Annotated in this window: 30 protein-coding genes and 1 tRNA gene; 11 read left to right on the top strand and 20 right to left on the bottom strand. The window is 61.2% G+C overall.

Annotated elements, in window-relative coordinates; genetic code table 11:
• The first annotated feature begins 14 nt into the window (after nucleotides 1–14).
• The 7 genes from L1K66_RS13775 (at nucleotide 15) to L1K66_RS13745 (ending at nucleotide 10,634) form a co-directional block, all read left to right on the top strand.
• On the top strand, nucleotides 15–2,462 hold the full coding sequence (locus L1K66_RS13775) for a VirB4 family type IV secretion/conjugal transfer ATPase (protein WP_252258371.1): 2,448 nt from the start codon (nucleotides 15–17) through the stop codon (nucleotides 2,460–2,462).
• Nucleotides 2,459–3,649: a type IV secretion system protein gene (locus L1K66_RS13770; RefSeq protein WP_252258370.1), complete on the top strand. Its 1,191-nt coding sequence runs from the start codon at nucleotides 2,459–2,461 to the stop codon at nucleotides 3,647–3,649. The genes L1K66_RS13775 and L1K66_RS13770 overlap by 4 nt, the downstream gene beginning before the upstream one ends.
• Nucleotides 3,646–4,473, top strand: coding sequence for a TrbG/VirB9 family P-type conjugative transfer protein (locus L1K66_RS13765; RefSeq protein WP_252258369.1), 828 nt, complete (start codon nucleotides 3,646–3,648; stop codon nucleotides 4,471–4,473). The genes L1K66_RS13770 and L1K66_RS13765 overlap by 4 nt, the downstream gene beginning before the upstream one ends.
• A 37-nt stretch (nucleotides 4,474–4,510) precedes the next feature.
• Nucleotides 4,511–5,650 (top strand): TrbI/VirB10 family protein, encoded by a 1,140-nt coding sequence (locus L1K66_RS13760; RefSeq protein ID WP_252258368.1) that lies wholly within the window; start codon nucleotides 4,511–4,513, stop codon nucleotides 5,648–5,650.
• Nucleotides 5,651–5,672: 22 nt separating this feature from the next.
• Complete coding sequence (gene virB11 / locus L1K66_RS13755) at nucleotides 5,673–6,734, top strand: P-type DNA transfer ATPase VirB11 (RefSeq protein WP_252258367.1); 1,062 nt, start codon at nucleotides 5,673–5,675, stop codon at nucleotides 6,732–6,734.
• A 142-nt stretch (nucleotides 6,735–6,876) separates the two neighbouring features.
• Entirely contained in the window at nucleotides 6,877–9,078 is a 2,202-nt protein-coding gene (locus tag L1K66_RS13750; RefSeq protein ID WP_252258366.1) for an RNA degradosome polyphosphate kinase, read from the top strand.
• Nucleotides 9,075–10,634, top strand: coding sequence for a Ppx/GppA family phosphatase (locus tag L1K66_RS13745; RefSeq protein WP_252258365.1), 1,560 nt, complete (start codon nucleotides 9,075–9,077; stop codon nucleotides 10,632–10,634). Before L1K66_RS13750 ends, L1K66_RS13745 begins: the two co-directional genes overlap by 4 nt.
• Here the strand turns inward: L1K66_RS13745 and L1K66_RS13740 are convergent.
• Nucleotides 10,631–11,503 (bottom strand): queuosine precursor transporter, encoded by an 873-nt coding sequence (locus tag L1K66_RS13740; protein ID WP_252258364.1) that lies wholly within the window; start codon nucleotides 11,501–11,503, stop codon nucleotides 10,631–10,633. The genes L1K66_RS13745 and L1K66_RS13740 overlap by 4 nt on opposite strands.
• A gap of 60 nt (nucleotides 11,504–11,563) precedes the next feature.
• Between L1K66_RS13740 and L1K66_RS13735 the strand changes: the two genes are divergently transcribed.
• Nucleotides 11,564–11,640 (top strand) — tRNA-Arg (locus L1K66_RS13735).
• A 16-nt stretch (nucleotides 11,641–11,656) separates the two neighbouring features.
• On the opposite strand, the gene L1K66_RS13730 is transcribed toward L1K66_RS13735, so the two are convergent.
• From L1K66_RS13730 to leuC, 8 genes are all read right to left on the bottom strand, one after another.
• The gene (locus tag L1K66_RS13730) at nucleotides 11,657–12,463 is read right to left on the bottom strand and encodes an NUDIX hydrolase (protein WP_252260517.1); all 807 of its coding nucleotides are present in this window, start codon (nucleotides 12,461–12,463) and stop codon (nucleotides 11,657–11,659) included.
• Nucleotides 12,464–12,765: 302 nt separating this feature from the next.
• Nucleotides 12,766–13,104, bottom strand: coding sequence for a Grx4 family monothiol glutaredoxin (grxD, locus tag L1K66_RS13725; protein ID WP_252258363.1), 339 nt, complete (start codon nucleotides 13,102–13,104; stop codon nucleotides 12,766–12,768).
• A gap of 38 nt (nucleotides 13,105–13,142) precedes the next feature.
• Nucleotides 13,143–13,376: a BolA/IbaG family iron-sulfur metabolism protein gene (locus L1K66_RS13720; protein WP_034955079.1), complete on the bottom strand. Its 234-nt coding sequence runs from the start codon at nucleotides 13,374–13,376 to the stop codon at nucleotides 13,143–13,145.
• A 12-nt stretch (nucleotides 13,377–13,388) separates the two neighbouring features.
• Nucleotides 13,389–13,712, bottom strand: a complete 324-nt coding sequence (locus tag L1K66_RS13715) for a DUF1476 domain-containing protein (protein WP_252258362.1) — start codon at nucleotides 13,710–13,712, stop codon at nucleotides 13,389–13,391.
• 95 nt (nucleotides 13,713–13,807) lie between these two features.
• Nucleotides 13,808–14,806 carry an NADPH:quinone oxidoreductase family protein gene (locus tag L1K66_RS13710; protein WP_252258361.1) on the bottom strand — a complete coding sequence of 333 codons (999 nt, stop codon included), beginning with the start codon at nucleotides 14,804–14,806 and terminating at the stop codon, nucleotides 13,808–13,810.
• An 11-nt stretch (nucleotides 14,807–14,817) separates the two neighbouring features.
• Nucleotides 14,818–15,417 carry a 3-isopropylmalate dehydratase small subunit gene (gene leuD / locus L1K66_RS13705; RefSeq protein ID WP_252258360.1) on the bottom strand — a complete coding sequence of 200 codons (600 nt, stop codon included), beginning with the start codon at nucleotides 15,415–15,417 and terminating at the stop codon, nucleotides 14,818–14,820.
• 12 nt (nucleotides 15,418–15,429) lie between these two features.
• The gene (locus L1K66_RS13700; protein ID WP_252258359.1) at nucleotides 15,430–15,636 is read right to left on the bottom strand and encodes an isopropylmalate isomerase; all 207 of its coding nucleotides are present in this window, start codon (nucleotides 15,634–15,636) and stop codon (nucleotides 15,430–15,432) included.
• Nucleotides 15,637–15,705: 69 nt separating this feature from the next.
• Nucleotides 15,706–17,136, bottom strand: coding sequence for a 3-isopropylmalate dehydratase large subunit (gene leuC / locus L1K66_RS13695; protein WP_252258358.1), 1,431 nt, complete (start codon nucleotides 17,134–17,136; stop codon nucleotides 15,706–15,708).
• Nucleotides 17,137–17,260: 124 nt separating this feature from the next.
• Here leuC and L1K66_RS13690 point away from each other — a divergent pair, with 124 nt between their 5' ends.
• The 3 genes from L1K66_RS13690 to L1K66_RS13680 all read left to right on the top strand — a co-directional run bounded on the left by L1K66_RS13690 (nucleotide 17,261) and on the right by L1K66_RS13680 (nucleotide 19,025).
• Nucleotides 17,261–17,656 (top strand): acyl-CoA thioesterase, encoded by a 396-nt coding sequence (locus tag L1K66_RS13690; protein ID WP_252258357.1) that lies wholly within the window; start codon nucleotides 17,261–17,263, stop codon nucleotides 17,654–17,656.
• 80 nt (nucleotides 17,657–17,736) lie between these two features.
• Nucleotides 17,737–18,528 carry a fatty acid desaturase gene (locus L1K66_RS13685; RefSeq protein WP_252258356.1) on the top strand — a complete coding sequence of 264 codons (792 nt, stop codon included), beginning with the start codon at nucleotides 17,737–17,739 and terminating at the stop codon, nucleotides 18,526–18,528.
• The gene (locus L1K66_RS13680) at nucleotides 18,525–19,025 is read left to right on the top strand and encodes a sterol desaturase family protein (RefSeq protein WP_252258355.1); all 501 of its coding nucleotides are present in this window, start codon (nucleotides 18,525–18,527) and stop codon (nucleotides 19,023–19,025) included. The genes L1K66_RS13685 and L1K66_RS13680 overlap by 4 nt, the downstream gene beginning before the upstream one ends.
• Before the next feature lie 215 nt (nucleotides 19,026–19,240).
• Here the strand turns inward: L1K66_RS13680 and L1K66_RS13675 are convergent, their stop codons facing one another.
• From L1K66_RS13675 to pspA, 11 genes are read right to left on the bottom strand one after another with little or no spacing between them, the layout of a single operon-like run.
• Nucleotides 19,241–19,588: a YbaN family protein gene (locus L1K66_RS13675; RefSeq protein WP_252258354.1), complete on the bottom strand. Its 348-nt coding sequence runs from the start codon at nucleotides 19,586–19,588 to the stop codon at nucleotides 19,241–19,243.
• A 4-nt stretch (nucleotides 19,589–19,592) separates the two neighbouring features.
• Nucleotides 19,593–20,012 (bottom strand): SufE family protein, encoded by a 420-nt coding sequence (locus L1K66_RS13670; protein WP_252258353.1) that lies wholly within the window; start codon nucleotides 20,010–20,012, stop codon nucleotides 19,593–19,595.
• Between the two features lie 55 nt (nucleotides 20,013–20,067).
• Nucleotides 20,068–20,313 (bottom strand): hypothetical protein, encoded by a 246-nt coding sequence (locus L1K66_RS13665; protein ID WP_034955758.1) that lies wholly within the window; start codon nucleotides 20,311–20,313, stop codon nucleotides 20,068–20,070.
• On the bottom strand, nucleotides 20,313–20,651 hold the full coding sequence (locus L1K66_RS13660) for a hypothetical protein (protein ID WP_252258352.1): 339 nt from the start codon (nucleotides 20,649–20,651) through the stop codon (nucleotides 20,313–20,315). The genes L1K66_RS13665 and L1K66_RS13660 overlap by 1 nt, the downstream gene beginning before the upstream one ends.
• A complete protein-coding gene (locus tag L1K66_RS13655) occupies nucleotides 20,651–20,944 on the bottom strand; it encodes a hypothetical protein (protein ID WP_252258351.1) in 294 nt (97 codons plus the stop codon). Before L1K66_RS13655 ends, L1K66_RS13660 begins: the two co-directional genes overlap by 1 nt.
• Nucleotides 20,944–21,309, bottom strand: a complete 366-nt coding sequence (locus tag L1K66_RS13650; RefSeq protein WP_252258350.1) for a hypothetical protein — start codon at nucleotides 21,307–21,309, stop codon at nucleotides 20,944–20,946. Before L1K66_RS13650 ends, L1K66_RS13655 begins: the two co-directional genes overlap by 1 nt.
• Nucleotides 21,306–21,653: a hypothetical protein gene (locus L1K66_RS13645; RefSeq protein WP_252258349.1), complete on the bottom strand. Its 348-nt coding sequence runs from the start codon at nucleotides 21,651–21,653 to the stop codon at nucleotides 21,306–21,308. The genes L1K66_RS13650 and L1K66_RS13645 overlap by 4 nt, the downstream gene beginning before the upstream one ends.
• Complete coding sequence (locus tag L1K66_RS13640) at nucleotides 21,653–21,961, bottom strand: hypothetical protein (protein WP_252258348.1); 309 nt, start codon at nucleotides 21,959–21,961, stop codon at nucleotides 21,653–21,655. The genes L1K66_RS13645 and L1K66_RS13640 overlap by 1 nt, the downstream gene beginning before the upstream one ends.
• Before the next feature lie 28 nt (nucleotides 21,962–21,989).
• The gene (gene pspC / locus L1K66_RS13635; RefSeq protein WP_252258347.1) at nucleotides 21,990–22,370 is read right to left on the bottom strand and encodes an envelope stress response membrane protein PspC; all 381 of its coding nucleotides are present in this window, start codon (nucleotides 22,368–22,370) and stop codon (nucleotides 21,990–21,992) included.
• Entirely contained in the window at nucleotides 22,367–22,666 is a 300-nt protein-coding gene (gene pspB / locus L1K66_RS13630) for an envelope stress response membrane protein PspB (RefSeq protein ID WP_034955060.1), read from the bottom strand. Before pspB ends, pspC begins: the two co-directional genes overlap by 4 nt.
• A gap of 6 nt (nucleotides 22,667–22,672) precedes the next feature.
• The gene (gene pspA, locus L1K66_RS13625; RefSeq protein WP_034955757.1) at nucleotides 22,673–23,488 is read right to left on the bottom strand and encodes a phage shock protein PspA; all 816 of its coding nucleotides are present in this window, start codon (nucleotides 23,486–23,488) and stop codon (nucleotides 22,673–22,675) included.
• Nucleotides 23,489–23,526: the final 38 nt, after the last annotated feature.

Raw genomic sequence — 23,526 nt, 5'->3', positions numbered from 1 at the left:
AAGGGGGGCCGGATATGGTGAAATGGATCGGACCTGCTGCATGGAGCGCCAAGGAGGCGCGCGTCGGCGATCGCCTGCCGTATGAGCGGCTGATCGACGAAAGCACCGTGCTGCTGCGTGACGGATCGGTGATGAGCGCGATCCAGGTGCCCGGCCTGCTGTTCGAAACCGAGGATTCCGACGCGCTCAATGCCCATGCAGCGACGCGCGAAGTGGTGCTGCGTTCGACGCTGGATGCACGGTTCGTGCTTTATCATCACGTCATCCGTCGCCGGGTCGAGGTGGAGCTTGACGCCGAATTTCCCGATCCGCTTTCGCGCCACATCGATGCGCGCTGGAAACAGCGACTTGCGGGCGGATCGCTGTTCATCAACGACCAGTTCGTCACCCTCATCCGCCGTCCGGCGCGCGGCAAAACGGGCTTGCCTGAACGGATCGGCAAGTTCTTTTCACGGCAGGGCAAGGATGAGCTTGAAGCCGATCCCAAGGATCTGCGCAGCCTGAAAGCTGCGGTGACGGGACTTACCGCGTCCCTTTCCGCCTATGGCGCGGCGGTGCTGGGCGACTATGCGGCACCCGGAGGCAAGGGCGGGACCAATTCGGAAATGCTCGAATTGCTCTCGGCGCTTTACAATGGCGAGATGCGCCCTGTGCGGCGTCCATCGCCCGAAACCGATATCGGCCACATGCTGCCGTATCGGCGGGCCAGTTTCGGTCTCGATGCGATGGAACTGAAGGGATCGGGCCAGCCTGACTTCTCGGCCATCCTGGGATTGAAGGATTATCCCGAGGCAACCTCTCCGGGTCTGCTCGATGGCTTGCTGCGCCTGCCGTTCGAAATGATCGTCACCGAAAGCTATGCGCCCAATGAAAGGACGACGGCAAAGGAGCGGATCGACTTGGCGCTGCGGCGTTCGCGTTCGGTCGACGAAGAGGCAGCGGCAGAGCGCGCCGACATGATGGCTGCGCGTGATGCGCTGGGCAATGGGGCTGTCGGCTTTGGTGATCATCACCTGACCGTGCTGGTGCGCGAAGCCACACTTGATCGGCTCGATGATGCAAGCGCGGCTTGTGCCGCCGCCCTTGCTGATAGCGGCGCCATAGCGGTGCGCGAGGACGTGAACCTTGAACCCGCGTTCTGGGCACAATTTCCCGGCAATGAAGAATACATCGTGCGCCGCGCGATGATCTCGTCCGCCAACATGGCGAGCTTTGGCAGCTTCCACGGCTTCGCGCTGGGACAGGCGAGCGGTAATCACTGGGGCGATGCGGTGACGCTGCTGGAAACCACTAGCGCGACACCGTTCTTCTTCAATTTCCACCACGGCGACCTCGGCAACTTCTCCGTCATCGGCCCGTCGGGTTCGGGCAAGACCGTGGTGATGAATTTCCTCGCCGCGCAGGCGCAGAAGTTCAAGCCGCGCACGATCCTGTTCGACAAGGATCGCGGGGCTGAGCTGTTCATTCGCGGCATCGGCGGGCGTTATGACCGGATCAATCCGGGGCAGCCGACCGGTTTCAACCCGCTCGCCCTGCCTGATAGCCCGGCGAACCGCGCGTTTCTGCGCGACTGGCTCGGTGTGCTGCTAAAGGCCGAGGGGCCGGAGGAATACGCGACAATCAGCGCGGCGGTCGATGCGACCTATGCGAATGATCCGTCGCTGCGGCGACTGCGCCATTTCAAGGAACTGCTAGCCGGTGCGCGCCGGCCCGAACCTGGCGATCTTGCCGACAGGCTGGGCGCTTGGATCGGCTCTGCCGGTGGTGATGGCGGCGAGCATTCGTGGTTGTTCGACAACGAGCGCGATGCGCTGGACCTCGACGCCCGCGTTCTGGGTTTCGACATGACGCAATTGCTCGAAAACCCGCGCCTGCGCACGCCGACGATGATGTATCTGTTCCACCGTATCGATGAACGGCTGGACGGTGAACCGACCATGATCCTCATCGACGAGGGCTGGAAGGCGCTCGATGACGAGGTATTTGCAGCCCGCATCCGTGACTGGCTCAAGACCCTGCGCAAACGCAACGCGCTGGTGGGCTTTGCCACGCAGAGCGCCCGCGATGCTCTGGAAAGCCGCATTTCGACGGCGCTGGTGGAACAGACCGCGACGATGGTGTTCATGCCGAACAGCCGCGCCCGGCCAGAGGATTATTGCGACGGTTTCGGTCTGACCGAACACGAATTCGCGCTGATCCGCTCACTCCCGGCACACAGCCGCTGCTTCCTTGTGCGTCAGCCCGATGCAAGCGTGGTGGTGCGGCTCGATCTGTCGGGTGCGCCGGAAGTGCTGACGATCCTTTCCGGACGGGAGGCCGCCGTGCGTCGCCTCGATCTCCTGCGCGAAGCCGTGGGTGACGAACCCAGCGCGTGGTATCCTGCGCTCACCAACCGCGCGTGGCCCGACGGGGTCAGCGATGTGGATGAGGATGGCATTCCCGTCTGGCAGGCGGCGGAATGACGACGAGCTGCGATCTCGTTGCTCAGGACATGGGCACCGGCGTCGCTGCGGCGCTGACTGCGGTTGATTGCATCGCATCGCAGGTCAGCGAGCAGGCGTTCAATCGTCTGTTCGGATCCGAGGGGCAATTCGGGCTCGCGCTTTCGATCATGCTCACCCTTTATGTGGCGTTCTTCGGCATCAGCCTGATGCTTGGCAGGTCGAACCTGTCGATCCGCGCTGTCATCCCCAGGATGATGACGATCGGGCTGGTCTTGACCTTTGCGACCAGTTTTGCCGCTTTTCAGGCGATTTTCTACGAACTCGTGGTCGGTGGCCCGAACTACGTCGCAGGCTTGCTTACCGACAGCGGCAGCTCTGCCACCGCCACCTTCGCGACCAAGCTCGATATCGTATTCCTCGCCGTGCAAGAGGCGTCAACCGGCCAGACCGATATCAACATGTTCTCGCCTCCGGGGATGATGTGGTTTGGTGCGATGCTGTTGCTGATCGGAACTGTCGGTCTGCTGGTGACGGCCCGGATCGGGATTGCCTTGTTGCTTGCCATTGGGCCGATCTTTGTCGTTATGGCGCTGTTCAATGGCACTCGCGGGCTGTTTGTCGGCTGGCTCAAAGGTTTGGTGATGCTTGCACTCGCGCCGTTTTTTGCGGTTGTCGGCGGGTCGATCATGCTTGAGCTTGCGGTGCCGATCCTTGCTGCACTGGTCGCGGTTCCGGGACAGATTGACCAACAGGCGGCGATGGCGTTTTTCCTTGTGGGGTTTGTCCATTGCGCGCTGATGCTGATGGTTCTGATCGTTTCTGCAAAAATGGTCAGCGGCTGGACAGTCTTTGGCTTCGCCACCCCGGACAAAGCTGATAACCGCGCGTTCGAGCCTGCTCTTGCTCCGATGGCGCAACCGCTGGCGGTGACACCGGATCGTGCTTCGCAATTGACGCCGAGGGCGGCTCCGACTGGTGGGCAACGACGCGTCGATGTCGCAACCCCCGTCGTGCAGGCAGCCAATGATACGGGTTCAGCGGGCAGTGCGATCATCCGCGAGACCAAGGTATTTGCCACCAGTGCTGGCACCGGCCAAAGCGCCGCAGGTGCGCCAGCAACCTCGCGCACGCGCGGGATTGGAAACCGCTTCCGCTCCGCAGGTCAGGCGGGCAGAAATGTTTCGAGATCGGAGAAAACGAAATGATCCGTGCCGACTTCATTCGGCCTTTTGTTGCTGGGCTTGCCCTTGCACTAGCGGTTCCTGCAGCTGCGCAGGACGCGGCTGAAGGCGATCCCCGTCTTCAGACGCTGACCTTCGACGAAGCGCAGGTTTTCACCATTCGGGGCAAGGTTCTGGTCCAGACGACGATCAAGTTCGGACCGGACGAAACGATTGAGAACGTCGCGGTCGGCGACAGCAATGCGTGGCAGATTCAGCCGAACAAGGCGCAGTCGATCCTGTTTGTGAAGCCACTGGAACCGAGCGCGCGCACCAATATGACGGTAGTGACGAGCAAGCGCACCTATCTGTTCGATCTGGTTGCCAGCCCGCGCAATGCGCCGCTGTACGTTCTGCAATTCCGTTATCCGGAACTGGAGCGGGCTCAGGCAGAGGCGGAACTCGCCGCAGCGCAGGAGGCCGAACGCGCGGCTGCTGCGGGCGAACCCAATGCGATTGAACTGGCTGCGGCGAACGATCCCTATGCGGTCACCGATCCCGCGATGCTCAATTTCGAATGGGCAGGGGCAGGCGCCAGCGAATTGCTCCCGTCCCGCGCCTATGACAATGGCGATGCCCTGTTCCTGACTTGGCCTGCAGGGACTGCGGTTCCCGCGATCCTTGTCACCAATGCCGATGGCGATGTCGGGCCTGTCAACTTCACGGTTCGGGGCGATACCGTTGTGCTGGACGGTGTGCCTGCGCAGGTGATCCTGCGTTCGGGCGGTGAAAGCGCCACGCTTACCAACACCGGCCCGGTGCGTTCCCAGAGCGCCCGCGCAGGCGACAGCGGGCGACGTGGATCATGATGGCCGCGTGTGAACTGTTTCAAAGGGAGAAGAACTGATGCGTCTTGCCATGCGTCTTCCGCCCAAGAAGGGCGACAATGGAAACAATGGCGGGATCGATCCGCGTGACGAGGAATCCGCCGACGTCATCGATCTCGCAAGCCGCAGCGGCTTTTCTCCGGTCGCGCAGCGCAAGACCAAGACCGAAGGGCTGGGGCTCGCGGCGGGGGTCGCGATCGTGGGGCTGCTTGGTGCCACGACCTTTTGGGCGATGAACGCGGCACAAGTTCCCGAACCCGCCAGTGTTGGCGGACAAGGCCAGCAGGTGCCCGCGCAAGCGGCGGCTGCTCCAGCAGTTGATCCAAACGCGCAGCCATCGCCGCCCCCGGCAGTTCTGCCGGCGCGTCCCGATCCGGCACCCGCGCCGATCCTTGCGAACGCGCCTGCCGTGGGAGCCGCTGTGAACCCTTACAACAGCCCTCAGCTCGTGTTCGATGCCAGTCAGGCGGCCGGAGCGAATGTCGCGCAGCAGCCGATCACGGGCGGGTCGACGAGCGCGGCGACAAGCACGGGTGACAGCGGCGCAGGAGGTTCGGCAGCTGCCTTTGCAAGCCGCATAGGCGGCGTCGGCGGCGCTCCGGCCCAGGCGCGAGCTATGGTCAATCCGGCAACGACGGTAACAGAAGGAACGATGATCCCCGCGATCCTCGAAACCGCGATCAACACCGACGTGCCCGGCTATGTTCGCGCGGTTGTGAGCCAGGACGTGCGCAGCTTTGACGGCAGCCGGGTGCTGGTGCCGCGTTCGTCGCGCCTCATCGGGCAGTACCAGTCCGGTGTCCAGCAAGGGCAAAAGCGCGCTTATGTCATCTGGACCCGTCTGATCAGGCCGGATGGTGCATCGGTGAATATCGCGTCACCAGCGGTGGCCTTTGATGGCACAACCGGGCTGGAAGGCGATGTGAATAGCCACTTCTTCCGCCGCTTCGGTTCCGCGATGTTGTTGTCCGTGATCGGCGGGCTCGGGGCGGTGGCTTCGGGCGGCACCTCGATTGTGCTTGGCGGCGCCGGACAGGGCGCTGCGGGTGTCGCAGCGGAGCAAGACGGCCAGATCAGCCCGACGATCCGCGTGCGCATGGGCGAACCGATCCGCGTTTTCACCGCGCGCGATCTCGACTTCAGCACCGTTTCGCAGTGATTTTGGGCGGGCGTTTCCGGATATGACGGCTGACATTCATCCTCTTTCGACCGGCCAGCATCCCGCTGGTGGCAATGCGGATGATGGCACCGCCCCAACAGGCGAAACGCCCTCCTATGCTGCTATCGGAGGGGAACGCAGCGTCTATCTCGAAGCCTATCTTGCGCCGTTCAAGCGCTGGCTGGATCGCGACACGATTACCGAAATCATGGTCAACGCGCCCGGCGAGGTCTGGATCGAGGATGCGTCAGATCCCGGAATCAAGAAGGTCATCACCCCCGAAATCGATGATCGCCTTGTGCAACGCCTTGCCGAACAGGTTGCGCGGGTCAGTCATCAAGGCATCAACCGCGAACATCCGCTGTTAGGTGCTACCTTGCCCGACGGCGCGCGTATCCAGTTCTGCGGTCCGCCTGCAAGCCGCAAGCATTGGGTCATGGCCATTCGCCGTCACCGCCGGCTCGACCTCCCGCTTGACGCCTACGACACCGGGCCTCTTGCCGGTGAGGCTGTGATCGAAATGCCCGATCCGCAGTTTCAGCCGATCGAATATCTGCGTGAAGCCATCCGCCACCGGCGCACCATCCTCATCTCAGGCGGGACAAGCACCGGCAAGACGACTTTCCTCAATGCCATGCTGGGTGAAATCCCGCGCGAGGAGCGCGTCGTGCTGGTGGAAGATACGCCCGAATTGAAATTCCCGGGCGAAAACTCTGTCGGATTGGTGGCGGTGAAGGGCGAACTAGGTGAGGCGAAGGTCACCCCCAATGAACTGCTTCAGGCCGCATTGCGACTGAGGCCCGATCGCATCGTCCTTGGCGAACTGCGCGGCGCAGAAAGCGTGTCCTTCCTGCGCGCGATCAACACCGGCCATCCCGGCAGCTTTTCGACCATTCACGCCAATTCGCTGCGGGGCGCATTGGAGCAACTCGCGCTCATGGTCATGCAGACAGGGATCGGCCTTACCCGCTCTGACACGATTTCCTACGCGGCGAGCGTTATCGACGTGATCGTGCAATTGGGTCGCGATGCCAACGGCAAGCGCGGGATTACCGCAATTGCCGACAGCCGATCTCTGGTTTGACAGCTGCACCCTAAGTGGGCGTCATGATTAATTGACAATCGTGTGACATCGCCCTTTGGTGATTTACACGTCTTGCACTGGCTAACATTGGGGCTTCGATCAAGGGCCGCATTTGGCCTGAGGAAAGACCGGCAGGAAAGCAATGAGCAGTCCCACTCAGACCAGCCAGCCCAATGTTTCGGCCGCATCCCCGCCGTCCGTCCCACCGACGGCCATTTCGCCCGGCGCGGAAGCCTATTTCAACCGTGAACTGTCATGGCTGGCGTTCAATGAGCGCGTTCTGGCGGAGGCCTGCAACGCGAAATACCCGCTGTTAGAACGGCTGCGGTTCCTTTCTATTTCGGGCAGCAATCTCGATGAATTCATGATGATCCGTGTCGCGGGCCTTGTCGGACAGGCGCAGCGCGGGATCGACAAGCCGGCGATTGATGGCCGCACGCCGACGCAGCAGTTGGTGGCAATCCGGGAGAAGCTGGCTGAACTTTCCGCCCTTCAGCAGGATATCTGGCGTGAATTGCGTGACCAGTTGGCGGTGGCCGACATCCACATCGCCGATGAGCGTCGGGTAAAGCCTGAGGCGCACAAATGGCTGGAAAGCTTCTTCCTCGACGAAATCTCTCCGATCATCACGCCGCAGGCGCTTGATCCTGCGCATCCGTTTCCCTTCGTTCAAAACGAAGGGATGGGCCTGCTGTTCACGCTGACGCGCGACGCGGATCAGGAACAGATTATCGAAATGATCCTGATCCCATCGGCGCTGCCCCGGTTTGTCCGCGTTCCTGCGGAAGTGAGCGGGACGACAGAGGCAATCTACATCTCGATTGCCAGCCTGATCCAGCGTTATGCCAAGAAGCTGTTTCCCGGCTTTACAATTCAGGGCGACGGCCTGTTCCGGGTTCTGCGCGACAGCGATATCGAAATCGAGGAAGAGGCAGAAGATCTCGTGCGGACTTTCCGCAGCGCGATCCAGCGCCGCCGCCGGGGGCAGGTGATCCAGTTGGAGCTTGAAGAGGATTTCGATCCCCGCGCCGAGGCGATCCTGCTCGAACAGCTCGGCATCAACCAAGCAGCCGTGATCAAGACCGATGGAATGATCGGGATCGACGGGCTCGCGGAAATCGTTGGCGAGGATCGGCCCGACCTGAAATTCGATGCCTATTCCCCGCGCTATCCTGAACGGGTGCGTGAACACGATGGCGATGCCTTTTCCGCGATCCGGGAAAAAGACATCATCATTCATCACCCCTACGAAAGCTTCGAAGTGGTGGTCGATTTCATCCGACAGGCTGCCGCCGATCCGGATGTGGTAGCGATCAAGCAGACGCTTTATCGCGCCGGCTCTCAATCAGCGGTGATCAATGCCCTGATCGAAGCGGCTGAGAACGGAAAGTCCGTCACTGCCGTAGTGGAATTGAAGGCGCGCTTTGACGAGGAACAGAACCTCAAATGGGCGACCAAGCTTGAACGCGCCGGGGTTCAGGTGATCTACGGTTTCACCGATTGGAAAACCCACGCCAAGGTGGCGATGGTGGTGCGGCGCGAGGAAAACGGGTTTCGCACTTACTGCCATTTCGGAACCGGCAACTACCACCCGATCACGGCCAAGATTTACACCGACCTTTCCTTCTTCACTGCCGATCACAAGCTGGCGCGCGATGCAGCGAAGATGATGAATTTCGTAACGGGCTATGTCGAACCGCACGGGCTGGAAATGATTTCGATCGCTCCGCTGGACCTGCGCGAGGAGATATATCGCCGCATTGATGCCGAAATCGCCAACGCCGCCAAGGGCAAGCCCGCCGCGATTTGGATGAAATGCAACCAGATCACCGATGTCGGGATGATTGATCGGCTTTATGCAGCCAGTAATGCGGGCGTTCCCGTTGAACTGGTGGTGCGGGGGATTTGCTGCCTTCGCCCCGGTGTTCCGGGAATGAGCGAGAATATTCATGTCAAATCGATCATTGGACGCTTCCTGGAGCACAGCCGAATTTACGCCTTCGCCAATGGCCGGGCGATGCCGGGCCCGAACGCCAAGGTCTACATCTCCTCGGCCGACCTGATGGAACGCAATCTTGATCGCCGGGTCGAAGCCCTGATCCCGATCCGCAACCGAACCGTGCATGACCAGATCCTCCAACAGGTGCTGCTCGCCAACATGCTCGATACCGAACAAAGCTGGTGGCTGCATTCAGACGGCAGCTATTCGCGGGTTGAAACAGACGGAAAGCCGTTCAACTGCCACCGTTACTTCATGACGAACCCATCGCTTTCGGGCCGGGGCGGGGCGCTTGAGGCAGGCGGCGTGCCCAAGCTTTCGCTGCGGCGGGGCCGTTCGGGATGAGCACAAAGCGCAGGCGCGGTGATCGCGACGGGACATTCGCGGGTAACACGCCCGAGCGGGCGATTATCGACATCGGCTCCAACACGGTTCGCTTGGTCGTCTACGGCGGCTCGATGCGGGCACCGATGGTGATCCTGAACGAAAAGGTCACTGCGCGGCTTGGCCGCGATATCGGCAAAGACGGGCGACTGGCCGATGAAGCGATCGCTTTCGCGCTTCGCGGTTTGGAGCGATTTGCCCTGCTGCTGGACGATCTTGGAATTGACGATGTCGAGACCCTCGCGACTGCTGCTGTGCGGGAAGCCAGCAACGGTCCAGAATTCGTCGAGCAGCTCGAGGCGCTGGGTTTCAAGCCGCGCATCCTTTCGGGTGAGGAAGAGGCCCGTATCAGCGCCAGCGGAGTGATAGGCGCCTTTCCCGGAGCCCGTGGCAGCGTTGCCGACCTTGGTGGAGGCAGCCTTGAACTGGTCCATATCGCCGGGGATGAAACAAGTGATCCGGTATCTTTGCCGCTCGGCGCGTTGCGGCTCCCTGACTTCCGGCCGCCCAGCGGAAAAAATCCCGTCGCGCAAATGCGCAAGGGGCTGGAAAAGGTCATACGGGAAGCGGGTTGGTCATCATCCGAGCACGGCAATCTTGAGCCAGAGCCGCTTTATCTTGTCGGCGGAACATGGCGCGCCATGGCAGTTTTTGCCATGCAGACGCGCGATCATCCCTTGTCCGATCCGCACGGCTTCGAATTGAGCGTTGAAGACGTCCTGCAATTGACCGAACTGCTGATCGCTGAGACGCCAGAAAGCTTGAAAGACCGCAAACGCATTTCCATCATGCGCGCCGAAAAGCTTCCCGACGCGGCGGTGCTGTTGCAGGCGCTTGTCGCGCAGCTTTCTCCAAGCAAGATCGTGTTTTCATCGTGGGGTTTGCGAGAAGGATTGCTTTACGATCGACTTCCGCCGCACGGGAAAGCCCAGGATCCGCTGCTGGCCGGTGTATCGGTCTTCGCCACTCAGCGCGGTGCACCTCCGACGCTGGCCACGCTTATTGCGGCTTGGACGGTGGCTGCTGTCCCGATGCGCCGCCATGGCAATGAGCGCCTGCGTCTGGCCGCGACGATGTTGGCACTGGCATCAATGCAGATCGAGCCGAACATCCGCCTGCCGCAAGCCATCGACTGGGCTTTGCACAAACGCTGGATCGCGGTGGACGGAGCAGAGCGCGCCATGCTGGCGGCGACAATCGCAGCGAATGGCAACCAGATTGATCTTACCGACAGTCTTAGCTCTCTGGCTGGCGAGGAAGCGATCGATGAAGCTGTGTGCTGGGGCCTTGCAGTAAGACTGGCGAGAAGGCTTGGTGCGCGGTCAAGAAGGTCGCTTCAGGTCAGCCGCCTGGTGATAAGGGACGGATTCCTAATCTTGCGGCTCGCCACCAGCCATGAGGCGCTGTTCGGCGTGCCGGTCGAAAAGGACATGAAGCTGCTGGCAGGGCAACTCGGCCTTGATTGGACTGTCGAAATTGTCCCTGACGAGGACTTGCACGCTGACGCGGCGGACTAGGATCGGCTCTCGCTGCTCGAAAAGGGCGAGAAATCGGTGTCAGTGTCAAACAGATCGACGCCTTCGGCTTTCTTCAGGCGGTTCACCACCAAGTAAGTCACCGGGGTCAGCAGCGCTTCCCATAGCACCTTGAGCAGCCAGTTGGTCACCATCACGGTAATCACCGCCTCGGTCGTCCAGATGCCGAGAAAGGCGATGGGGTAGAAGATGAGGCTATCCACGCCCTGTCCGACCACTGTGGAGCCGATCGTGCGGGTCCACAGCATCTTGCCACGGGTCCACACCTTCATCTTTGCCATGACGTAGGAGTTGACGAACTCGCCCGCCCAAAAGGCGACTATCGATGCGACAACAATGCGCCATGTACTGCCGAAAACGGATTCGTATGTCTGCTGGCAGATTGCACCCGTGGGGCCATCGGGATCGGTGGTGGAGGTAAGGGGACCTTGGCCTTCAAACCCGCTAGCCGAACAGGCCCAGCCATCAAACGCTGGCAGGCTGACGACGACGTAGCTCATGAAGGCAAGGAAGATCATCGCGGCAAAGCCGGTCCAGATCACGCGCCGTGCACGGGCGAAACCGTAGATTTCCGTCAGCACGTCGCCGATAACATAGCCGAGCGGGAAGAACAGGATTCCCGCTCCGTAAATGAACACGCCGTCAGACGCAGGCCACCAGCCTTCTGGCCACCAGCTGACTTCGACAAATGTAAGCTTTGCCGCGCCGATGATGTTCGAAAGCAGCAGGATCGCGACAAAAGCCGCCATTACGAATTCGTAATAGCGGAACGTGACGGGCGCATGGCTTGTCGCCTGAATGCCGTCATCAGGATCGGTGTCGAAAGCGGCGGCTTTGTCGAGGTTTTCCATCGACGCTTGCCTAGCGCGATTTGATTGCCGGGCAAAGCGCGCTATTGGCGGCAACGGCGCGCGCCCTTAGCTCAGCTGGATAGAGCACGGGACTTCTAATCCTGAGGTCGTAGGTTCGACTCCTACAGGGCGCGCCAACAACCTTCTCGCCAATTACCCCCGCGCGACTGTTTCCAGCAATTCGGCGGTGATGGGATAGCCCGCATCTTCCATGATCGTGAGCATGGGCTGTCCGCTGCTGGTGTCGATTTGCGGCACGATCGTTTTCACGGGGATCGCCTCCGCCTGAGCGCGGGCTTCGTCGAAACTGGCGAACAGGGCGAGCCGTTCAAGGTTTCGGCGGGTGGGGAAAATCAATTTGATCTCACCCCGGTCCGCCGCATCGAGCGCGCCTTGCGCACTGGTCCAGAACAGATGGGTGTTTTCCGAATTGTCGATCGAAACATCCACCGCGCCGGTGCCCAGATTGGCGAGGTAGAAGCGCGTGTCGTAAACCCGCGGGATGTTCTCGTTCTTGGGGAACCAACGGGCAAAAGGCGTGATCTGTTCAAGATCAAGCGACCAGTCGAACGCGTCGAGAACCGGGGCAAGTTCGTTGCGTTCTTCAAGCATGGTCCGCGCCTTGGCCGCGCTTGCGGCATCGATCTTGCCTTTCAAACCCAGCGCGAGCCCGGTTTCCTCAAGCGTTTCACGGATCGCGGCAATCTGGTGCGCGGCCTCTTCGGCGGTGAGGGTAATCGTCCCCGCATCCACAAGCGCTTCAGCCATGGCGAAGTCCGAAGGGTCCACCCTGCCACCCGGGAACACCGCCATCCCGCCGGCAAAAGCCATTGTGCGCGAACGGATCGTCATCAAGACCTGCGGCGCGCCGCCATCGGGGCAGTTGCGAAAGATGATGATAGTGGCTGCGGGAATGCCTTCGGATGATTTGCCCGCGGTCTTGTCGAAATCGGTGCCCATACGCCGAGTGATGGCGCTCAAACCCCGACTTGCCAAGCCTTGCGATCATGTCTGTCGGTATATCTTACATTTCGGATCATGGTTAATCGGCGTCAACCATCTAACCATCTGAAATTATTGGACTTCGCAGTTTTGGCACGGGAGCTGCATATTGAATGGCGAAGCAAGTGGTCTTCGAAATGAGGTGGGGCCTTCCTGGTCTCTGGGTCTTACCTCCCCGTGCAAAAAGAGCCGCCTCGCCTGGTACAGCGAGGCGGCTTCTTTTTTGTCCAGTGCGCTTTGGCGCCCAGACGAATCCGCGATCAGCTTTCGATACGGGCGATCTGCTTTTCTTCCATCAGCTGCTGAAGCTCGCCGGCTTCGAACATCTCTTTCATGATGTCGCTTCCGCCGATGAATTCGCCTTTGACATACAGCTGCGGAATGGTCGGCCAGTCGGAATAGGCCTTGATGCCCTGGCGGATTTCCATGTCCTGCAGAACATCGACGCTTTCATAGGCAACGCCGCAATGATCGAGGATATTCACCGCAAGGTTCGAGAAACCGCACTGCGGGAACAGCGGCGTGCCTTTCATGAACAGCACGACGTCGTTTTCGCCCACAAGGCTCGCAATACGGGTGTTGGTGTCGGTATCAGCCATGGTTCGGCCCTTTGATTGGGATGTCTTGAGATTGACGGTTACGTGGGAATAACCGTTGTGACTTGCAAGGCGTGAAGTTCGCCGCCCATCTTCTCACCTATGGCGGCGTAAACCATCTTGTGCTGCTGCACCCGGTTTTTCCCTGCAAACTGGCTCGAAGTAACGGTTACGGCCCAGTGATTGTCATCCCCTGCAAGGTCGCGCAGTTCCACAATCGCGTCGGGAAACGCCCCGCGAATGGCGGCTTCGATATCGGCTCCTGCCATCGGCATGGGCGTGCTCCCTCAGATCTGGCTCATGAACTGGCGCTTGGCCTCAACCGCCATCTCGTCGAGCTTGGCGCGAATGTCGGCCTCGGAAACATTGGTTTCCGCAGCGGTCAGATCACCCAGCAGCTTGCGGATCACGTCTTCGTCACCGGCTTCTTCGAAATCCGCCTGAACGACCGATTTCTTGTACGCTTCGGTTTCCTCCGGAGTCAGGCCCATGACCCCTGCTGCCCATTCGCCCAGCAGGCGATTGCGGCGTGCAGCGATCTTGAACGCGGTTTCTTCGTCGAGTGCGAACTTTGCCTCTTCAGCGCGTTCGCGATCCTTGAAATCTGTCATGGGTATCCCTCCGTGAGAACGTCTATTCGAGATAGGGTTGCGTCCGTCTAGCGGCAAGCGCTTCATGCCGCAGTCTGAACGCTATTGCCCCGAGTTTATTGCATCGTCACCACAAGCTTGCCGACAGCCTCTCGGTTTTCCAGCTTGGCGATGGCTTCGCCAGCGCGTTCGAGCGGGAAGGTCTCCGATACCAGCGGATCGATCTGGCCTTCCTTCATCAGGTCGAAAAGCTCTTCTACCTGAGCACGGAACTTGACGGGCTCGCGGGCGGTGAACGCGCCCCAGAACACGCCGCAAATGTCGCAGCTCTTGAGCAGGGTTAGGTTGAGCGGCATCTTCGCGATCCCGGCCGGGAAGCCGACCACCAGGAAACGGCCCTCCCATGCGATCGCGCGCAGGGCCGGTTCGGAATACTGGCCGCCCACGATGTCGTAGACAATGTTGGCGCCGGTCGGTCCGCAGGCTTGCTTGAACTGGTTCGCCAGCTCTTTCGATGCGTCCTTGTCCATCTGCTCGCGCGGGTAGATAACGACTTCGTCAGCGCCCGCCTTGCGCGCGACTTCGCCCTTCGCCTCGCTTGAAACCGCAGCGACAACGCGGGCACCGAACGCCTTGGCAAGCTCCACAGCCGACAGGCCAACTCCGCCTGCTGCACCCAACACCAGCACGACATCGCCAGGCTTGATATTGCCGCGATCTTTCAGGCCGTGGATTGTCGTGCCGTAGGTCATCAGCAGCGACGCCGCCTTTTCGAACGGCACACCGTCGGGAACAGGGAACATCCGGCCGGCCGGAACGATCGCCTTTTCGACAAGGCCGCCATTGCCGATCCCGGCCATGACATGATCACCAACGGCAAAACCTTCGACGCCTTCGCCAACAGCCTCGATCACGCCAGCGATTTCACCGCCGGGGGAATAGGGGCGTTCGGGTTTGAACTGGTAGAGATCGCGGATCATCAGAGTGTCAGGGTAATTGATCGCGCAGGCCTTCACCGCCACCAGCACTTCACCCTTTCCGGGGGTAGGCGCGTCGATTTCATCAAGCGTCAGCGTTTCGGGTCCACCGACCTGATGCGTGCGGATGGCTTTCATGGTTCTCTCCCTCAAATTTGCGTGCCGGCAGTCAGCCAGCTTTGCGCCGCGCTGCGACGGCTTTCGTATTGTGTTATCGCTTCCTGCCGCTCCAGCGTCAGCGCGATTTCATCAAGCCCTCCCATCAGGCAATGCTTGCGGAACGGATCGATGTCGAAGCTGAAGCGATCCTGAAACGGGGTGGTAACGCTCTGGGTCTCCAGATCGATGTCGATCTCGTGACCTTCGCGGGCAACCTCCAGCAAGCGATCAACCGCAGCCTGCGGCAGCACGATCGGCAGGATACCGTTCTTCACCGCGTTGCCCGAAAAGATGTCGGAATAACTGGGCGCGATGACAGCTCGCACGCCAAGGTCGAGCAAAGCCCAGGCGGCGTGCTCACGGCTCGATCCGCAGCCGAAGTTGTCACCTGCTATCAGGATCGGCGAGCCCTTATACGCGGGATCGTCAAACACGTTGTCGGGCGCAGCACGGATCGCTTCAAAAGCGCCTTCGCCCAGACCTTCACGGGTGATCGTTTTCAGCCATTTGGCCGGGATGATGATGTCGGTATCGACATTCTTGGCGCCGAACGGGATGGCGCGGCCGGTGACCCGCGAGATTGCTTCCATCGTCTGGTTTCCTCAATCCGTTTCGGGAGGCTCGCCCGAAGGAGCACTGCCTGACTGGCCGGGGCCATTAGACGTGTCATCGGGCTTCTTCAGGAAACGCTTCCCTGCATACAGCAGCGCCGCAGCGACAGCAGCGGAACCGATCGTGGCCGCAGCGCCGATCGCGGCATTGCGTGCAGTGCTGGACTTCTGGCTTTTCTCGGGGGTCTTGTCAGTCATGGATTTCTCATGCGCCTGCGTGGCGGGGGTTTCAAGGGCGAGGGGCTGAGCGTGTCGGCAAATTGTGGATCAGGCAAGCTCGCGAACATCGGCAAGGCGGCCTGTCACCGCCGCTGCCGCCGCCATTGCGGGAGAGACCAGATGCGTGCGCGCGCCCGGCCCCTGACGGCCGACGAAATTGCGGTTGCTGGTCGAAGCGCAGCGTTCTCCGGCCGGGACCTTGTCCGGGTTCATTCCGAGGCAGGCCGAACATCCCGGTTCACGCCATTCGAAACCGGCTTCGATGAAGATCTTGTCGAGCCCTTCTTCCTCGGCTTGGCGCTTCACGAGGCCGGACCCCGGCACAACAATCGCCCAGCGCACGTTATCCGCCTTTGAACGCCCCTTGAGCACCTCTGCGGCTGCTCTCAGGTCCTCTATGCGGCTGTTGGTGCAACTGCCGATGAATACGTTCTCGATCGGAACCTGCGTCATTGGCGTGCCCGGCTCGAGGCCCATGTAATCGAGGCTCTTGGCCGCCGCCGCTCGCTTCGATTCATCGGCAAAGCTTTCGGGCGAAGGGACGACACCGCTGATCGGGACCACGTCTTCGGGGCTGGTGCCCCAGGTGACTGTGGGGGCGATGTCGGCCGCGTCGATCACCACCGATTTGTCGAACTGCGCGCCCGGATCGGTGTGGAGCGTCTTCCAGTAAGCGACCGCATGATCCCAAGCCGCGCCCTTGGGGGCCATCGGACGACCCTTGAGATAGGCGAAGGTCGTTTCATCAGGGGCGACCAGTCCTGCTCGGGCGCCTGCCTCGATGCTCATGTTGCACACGGTCAGCCGCTGTTCGATGCTCATCGCTTCGAACACCGCGCCGCGATATTCGATTACGTGACCGGTGCCGCCAGCCGCGCCGATCACCCCGATGATGTGGAGGATCAGGTCTTTCGCGGTAACGCCGGGGCCAAGTTGCCCTTCGACCCGGACTTCCATCGACTTCGATTGCTGGAGCAGCAGCGTCTGGGTTGCCAGTACGTGTTCGACTTCACTGGTGCCGATCCCGAAGGCGAGAGCGCCAAGACCGCCGTGGCTGGCGGTGTGCGAATCCCCGCAGACGATGGTGGTGCCGGGCAGGGAGAAGCCCTGTTCCGGGCCGACCACATGGACGATGCCCTGTTCCGCGTCGGCATCGCCGATGTAGCGGATGCCGAATTCAGGTGCGTTCTTTTCGAGCGCGGCAAGCTGCGCGGCGCTTTGCGGATCGTCGATCGGAATGCGAGCGCCCGCTGCATCGCGCCGGGCAGTGGTCGGCAGGTTGTGATCGGGCACCGCCAATGTGAGCTCCGGACGACGCACCTTGCGGCCGGCAAGTCGAAGCGCTTCGAATGCCTGCGGGCTTGTCACCTCATGGACGAGGTGCCGGTCGATATAGACGATGGCGGTTCCGTCATCGCGGGTTTCGACGACGTGATCGTCCCAGATTTTCTCATAAAGGGTGCGTGGGCGGCTCGACATGACGCGTTCTTCCTAGGGGTTGGGGGGTCCGATTAGCGATGCTTGCGCCACACTGGCAAGGTTTGGGTTGATCATGATCAACTTTGTGATGGAAATGGCCTAGTTTTGCGGCTAACTTACACTCATGTCAGCAAGGCCCTTCAGCTTCCCGATTACCGTTGCCCCTGAAGACATCGACTTCATGGGCCATGTCAACAATGCGCGCTACCTCAACTGGGTGCAGGATGCGGTGTTGGCGCACTGGAACAAGATCGCCCCGGCCGAGGAGGTGGCGCAAAAGGCGTGGGTCGCGCTCAAGCACGAGATCACCTATCGCAAACCCGCTTTCCTCGAAGACGATGTGATCGCGCGGACCGTGCTGGAAAGCTACAATGGCGCGCGCGCTTTCTATCACACGGTGATCCACCGGGGCGAGGACGTGCTGGCCGAAGTCCGGTCAAGCTGGTGCTGCATCGACGCGAGGACATTGCGCCCCGCGCGCATCGGAGAACACTTGCGCGAGTTCTTCTTCCCCGATTAGGATTGAGCAGGCTGGCGATTGCCACCGCCTGACAAGCCTATATACGCAGCCATATGCCTCCTTCGAGCGTAACTGCTGACATGACTGCCAACCGGCTTATCCTTCCATCCGCGCCCGTACAGGGCGCAATCGGTCTGGCGCTGGCTGCGGCGATCGCGGGAAGCTGGCTGGGCATCCATGCCTATGCCATGTTCGTGTTCGAGCTGTCATGGTCGAACCTGCCGTTGGCGGTCGCGATGGCGGCGGTGCAGTGCTGGCTTTCCGTCGGCGTGTTTATCGTCTGCCATGATGCGATGCACGGGACGCTGGTGCCGGGAAAGCCGCGGCTCAACGCCGCCATCGCCGCGCCGCTGTTGTTCCTCTACGCGGGCTTCCGCTGGAGCGTCCTGCGCGATGCCCATCATACGCATCACCGGCTGGCGGGCAGGCCCGGCGATCCCGATTTTGACGAGGATCACCCCGCGAATTTCCGGCAGTGGTACTGGACCTTCTTCAAACGCTATTTCGGCTGGCAGTCGCTGGTGTTCGTGCATGCCGTGGTCGGGGTCTATTGGCTGATCCTCGGCATTCCGATGGTCCAGATCGTGCTGCTGTACGGAGCGCCCGCGCTGCTGTCTTCGCTCCAGCTGTTCTACTTCGGCACCTACCGTCCGCATCATCATGCGCCTGGGGAGCCGTTTCCGGACGATCACAATGCCCGCACCAACGGCTTTGGTTCTATTGCAAGCCTCGCAACCTGCTTCCATTTCGGCTATCACCTTGAGCATCATCGGCGGCCCGATGTGCCGTGGTGGGCGCTGCCCGCTGCCAAGCGCGCCGGGATTGCCGAGCAAAGTGGCCTGATCGATACGGAAGGGAGGATCGTTGCATGAGCTGGCTTGAAGCGGGAGCGATCGTCCTTGCCGCCGTGATCGGGATGGAGCTGTGGGCGTGGTATGCGCACAAATACATCATGCACGGCTGGGGCTGGGGCTGGCACCGCGACCATCACGAACCGCACGACAACACTTTCGAGAAGAACGACCTGTTCGCCGTTGTGTTCGGCCTGATCTGCACGGCCATGTACATCTTCGGCTCGCTCTATTGGGAATGGCTGTGGTGGGCCGCTGTCGGCGTGTCGATCTACGGCGTGATCTACACGCTGATCCACGACGGGTTGGTGCATCAGCGCTATTTCCGCTGGGTGCCCAAGAAAGGCTATGCCAAGCGGCTGGTGCAGGCGCACAAGCTGCATCACGCCACTATCGGCAAGGAAGGCGGGGTCAGCTTCGGATTTGTCTTCGCACGCGATCCGCAAGTGCTGAAGGCCGAGCTGCGTGAACAGGCCAAGACCGGTGTGGCCAAGGTGCGAGATAGCGCCGGGGCCTGATTTGCCAAGTCCGATGGAACACCGAAACGGGTGTTTTGAAAATATCCGGCCATCCCGAAAATCGAATTAACGCAATGACTTGTGCGGGAAAGCGCACGCCAAGGTGTGACTTTCCGCAAGCCGGAGACTGATGCTGCCGGCGCGCTGGAAGAAAGACGACGATTGGAAAGAGCCGGTGCGATCATAGCTCGCCCGGCTGCGAGTAGGAAAACGCTCTATCCGTTGCGTGTCGCGATCCAGCCGCCGATCACCACCAGCACCGTCACCGAAATCCACACCCAGGGATGGCCCAAAGTCACCCAGGTAAAGCCGACGCCCGCCACCAACGTCGCGATCGCGGCGACTTTGGCGCGGCGCGGGATTGCGCGGCGTTCGTGCCATTCGCGCACCTGCGGCCCCCAAACGGGATGTTCGAGAATGCGGCGCTCCCATTCGGGATTGCTGCGTGCGAAGCAGAATGCGGCCAGCAGCAGGAAGGGGACAGTCGGCAACAGCGGCAGCACCGCGCCCACCGCGCCCAAGGCGACAAACAGGATCCCGGCGGCAAGATAGAGCCGCCGCATGGGATCAGTTCCCCGCTATCCGGGCGGCGTGTTCCTGCACCAGCGCGATCATATTGGGGACGCCCTGCGTGCGATTGCTCGACAACTGGTTCTTGAGGTCGAACGGAGCAAGCGCGCCCGTCACATCCATCGCCGCGACTTCGCCGGCGGGCTTGTCCTGAACCGCGGCGATCACCAGCGCGACGATACCCTTGGTGATGGCGGCGTTGCTGTCGGCGAGGAAATGCAGGCGCTGTTCGTCCTCTGCGCTCTGTTCGGTGGGATAGACCCACACCGCCGCCGAACACCCGCGCACCAGAGTGGCATCGGTTTTCAGCGCATCGGGCATGGGTTCCAGTTCCCGGCCCAGTTCGATCAGCAGCGAATAGCGTTCGTCGCCTTCGAGAAATTCGTATTCTTCAAGGATGTCATCGAGGGTTCGCATGGCCGCGCATGTAGGGGCAGGGCGGGCCGAAGGGAAGGGGGCTGGGGATTGCGCCCTACAGCTCCACCCCGGCGGCGATCGCTTCGAGCTTCTTGATCCGCTCTTTCATGTCGGCCAGTTCGATCCGGGCCGCGCCAACGCCCGCGCCGCCTTCGATTTCGGCGTTGCCGCTGCGTCCGACACGCTCAAGCTCCTGCCGCTTGAGTTCTAGCCAGCCCTGCCACGCCTGCAGCAGGACATAGGCAACCACGCACACGGCGAAAAGGCAGGTGGCGGCAATAACAAGAGTGGGGTCCATCATCATTGGCTCTGCTCCTTATCCGGAGATGCAAGAGATTGCCCGATAGAGGGTTCTTCCGGGCCTCTCAGCGCTTCGATTTCGGCGGCGATGCGGGCGCGTTCGCGGGCATCGGGGGTGTTGTTGTCGGTGGCGATGCGTTCGAGCACGTGCAGGCGCTCGCGCAATTGTTCGATCTCGCGCCGGGTTTCCTCGATCTCGGCGCGCGAGGCGGCATCATCGCGGTGGCCGATATAGCTTTCATTGCCGGATTCGTCGGTGATGATCCCGGCGCGCGCTTTGGAAAGCTGCACCACACCCCAGACGACGATGGCGACGATGGCGATAACGGTCCAGTTCATCAGCCGTGCTCCTGTTCCTTCGTGCGGGTTGCGCGTTCGTCGCGCAGCGCTTCGATCTCGTCGGCCAGCAAGGCGCCGCGATCGGTGGCGAGCCGTTCAAGCACCCGCAGCCGGTCTTCGATCAGATCGGTGCGGTCGGCGATGTCGCCCGATCGCGGGCTGCCACCGGCAAGGTGCGCACGCTGTTCGCGCTTGTAATCGAGCACCTTGGCCACGATCGCGTTGATCCCGATGAAGCTGATGCCGGTAATGGTGATGATCATGATCACCACAAGCAGGAAATCGGGGTCCATTACGCGGTTCCTTCATCCTTGCGGTGTTGCAGCGCGCGGTCGCGGAGAGCATCGATCTCCGATGTGAGATGGAACCCGCTGTCGGTGACGATGCGTTCGACATTGATCAGGCGATCCTTCACCGATCCCAGTTCGGCCCGCAGTTCGGCGTTTTCCTGGGTCAAAAGGCTGATGCGCTGCTTTGCTTCGTGATCTGTCGAAGGCTTCAGGGCCTGGCCCCATGCACCATCCAGCGGGTATCCGTGCTGGATGCGCAGGCGGGTGGTGTAAACCCAGCCGAAGATGCCGGCCCCGCCGATGGCGAGAGCGCCGCCGATGATCCAGGGCAGATGGGGGACGATGATGGCTGCTGCATCGGGGCTCACGACTGGTTTTCCTTCTTTCCAAGGTTGAGGGGCACGCCGGTGTCGGCTGACCGTGTGGGGGTATCTCTGAGCGATTCGATTTCCTCGGCCAGCGAATAGCCGCGATCGGTGACGATCTTTTCGAGCACGATCATGCGATCCTGCATTGCGTCGATCTTGTCGTGCAGTTCGCGGTTTTCGGCCTTCAACCGCTGGGCTTCGGCAGTGTCGGGTTTCTCGGTGAAACCGCCGAATTCATCTTCCAGCGCGTAGCCATGCTTGGCGCGGATCCAGTTGTTCAGGATCCATGCGCCATAGGATACAGCGATGATCGCGATAATGAATTGCGGCCCGCCCCAGTCCATTACGCCTGCTCCCTTCTGGCGATGTTGAGCGGCACGCCGCTGTCCGGATCTTCAACCTTGCGGGTGTCGCGCAGAGCCTCGATCTGGGTGGCGATGTCGTATCCGCGATCGGTGACGATCCGTTCGAGCACCTGCACCCTGTCTTCGAGCCGCTGGACCTGCGCTGCGTATTGCGCTGCCTTTTCGGCTGTGGCGTCGGCGGTGGTGCTGACCTGCATTTCAGCCAGCTTGCGCTGGTGGGTCGTCCAGATCGCGACGATCGGGATCGACACGCCAAGGATCGGTATCAGATAAGCCCAGTCCCACATTGAAAAGTCCCTCCTACTTTCGCGCCGTTCAGCGCAGCTGTTCGATTTCTGCCGTCAGGCGCGGATTGTTGCTGACGTAATAGGTTTCAACGTCGGCAAGGCGGCGGTCGATATCGCGGAAGCGCGCGCGGATTTCGCGGGCCGTGCGCTTCGGGCTCTGCCGGACGCGCTGCCAGTACTGCTCTTCCTGCGTATCGCGGTAGAGGTGCGGCGGCTTCTTCTTGAGAACGAAACCGGCGATCAGATAGGCAAGTATGGCTACTGGGCCGAGTGCAAAAATCGTCAAGCCGATGGCGCCAAGACGGATCCAGAACGTATCCACTCCGGTGTATTCGGAGATACCCGAACACACGCCCATCAGCTTGGCATTGTGGCTGTCGCGGTAAAGCGTCGTGCGGGGGCTGTTCATGCGCGGGTTCCTTTCTTTTCGGCGATCAGCTGTTCGAGTTCACGCAGCTGCTGGTTGTCGGTTTCCTGGTCGGCCTGCAGGCGCTTGACCGGGTGGAAATCGGGATCGTCGGTGGCGACGAGCCGCTCGACCGTGTCCATCCGTTCATCCAGCCGCTTGGCGAGGTTGTAGAGTTCCTCGAGCAGCACTTCGTCATCGGTGGTGATGGTCGCGGCGGTCTTCCACTTGGTGACATAGTGGAGGATGAGCCACGGCAGGCCGATGAGTACGGCGGGAATGATGATGATCTCTTCCATGGCGTCTTACCCCTCTTTCGCGTCGGGCTTGCCGAGCGCTTTCTTCATTGCTGCAAGTTCATCGTCGATCGCGTCCTGCCCTTCGAGCGCGGCGATTTCGTCGGCGAGCGAAGGTGTGCCCTTTTCACCGATCGAAATCGCGTCGGCGCGGCCTTCGGCGTAATCGACGCGGCGTTCGAGCTGGTCGAAACGGGCGAGCGCCTCGTCAGTGCGTTCGGTGCTCATCAGCGTGCGCAGCTTGACGCGGTTTTCCGCGCTTTCGAGGCGGGCGGCGATCTGCGTCTGGCGGCTGCGGGCTTCGCGCAGGCGGTGCTGCAATTTCGCGATGTCATCCTCATAGGCGCGCAACGCGTCGTCGAGCACGGCGATTTCCTGCTTGAGCTGATCGCCCATGTCGCCGGCCTTCTTCTTTTCGACCAGAGCGGCGCGGGCCAGGTCTTCGCGGTCTTTCGACAGCGCGAGCTGCGCCTTGTCGGCCCAGTCGGCCTGAAGCTTGTCGAGCTTCATGACATGGCGGCGCATTTCCTTCTGGTCGGCAATCGTGCGTGCCGCGCTTGCCCGGACTTCAACCAGCGTCTCCTCCATTTCGAGGATGATCATGCGGATCATCTTCGAAGGGTCGTCCGCATTATCCAGCAGATCGTTGAAGTTCGCGGCAATGATGTCACGGGTGCGGCTGAAAATGCCCATAAAGGCTACTCCATCTAGGAACGGGTTGGTGCTTTGGCGCTGCGAGTCTTCACCCTTGTCGCCTCGGCCGTAATTCTGCGTCGGAGTGGGGCTGCGGCGCAAGGCTTCGATTTCGGCATCGAGCCGCGACAGCGCGCCCTTGGCGACGGCTTTGGCAGAGGATTGGGCCG

Source organism: Erythrobacter aurantius (genome assembly GCF_023823125.1).
Lineage (GTDB): Bacteria > Pseudomonadota > Alphaproteobacteria > Sphingomonadales > Sphingomonadaceae > Erythrobacter > Erythrobacter aurantius.
Note: the sequence above shows the minus strand (reverse complement) of the source record. Positions and strands in the feature narration are given on the sequence as shown.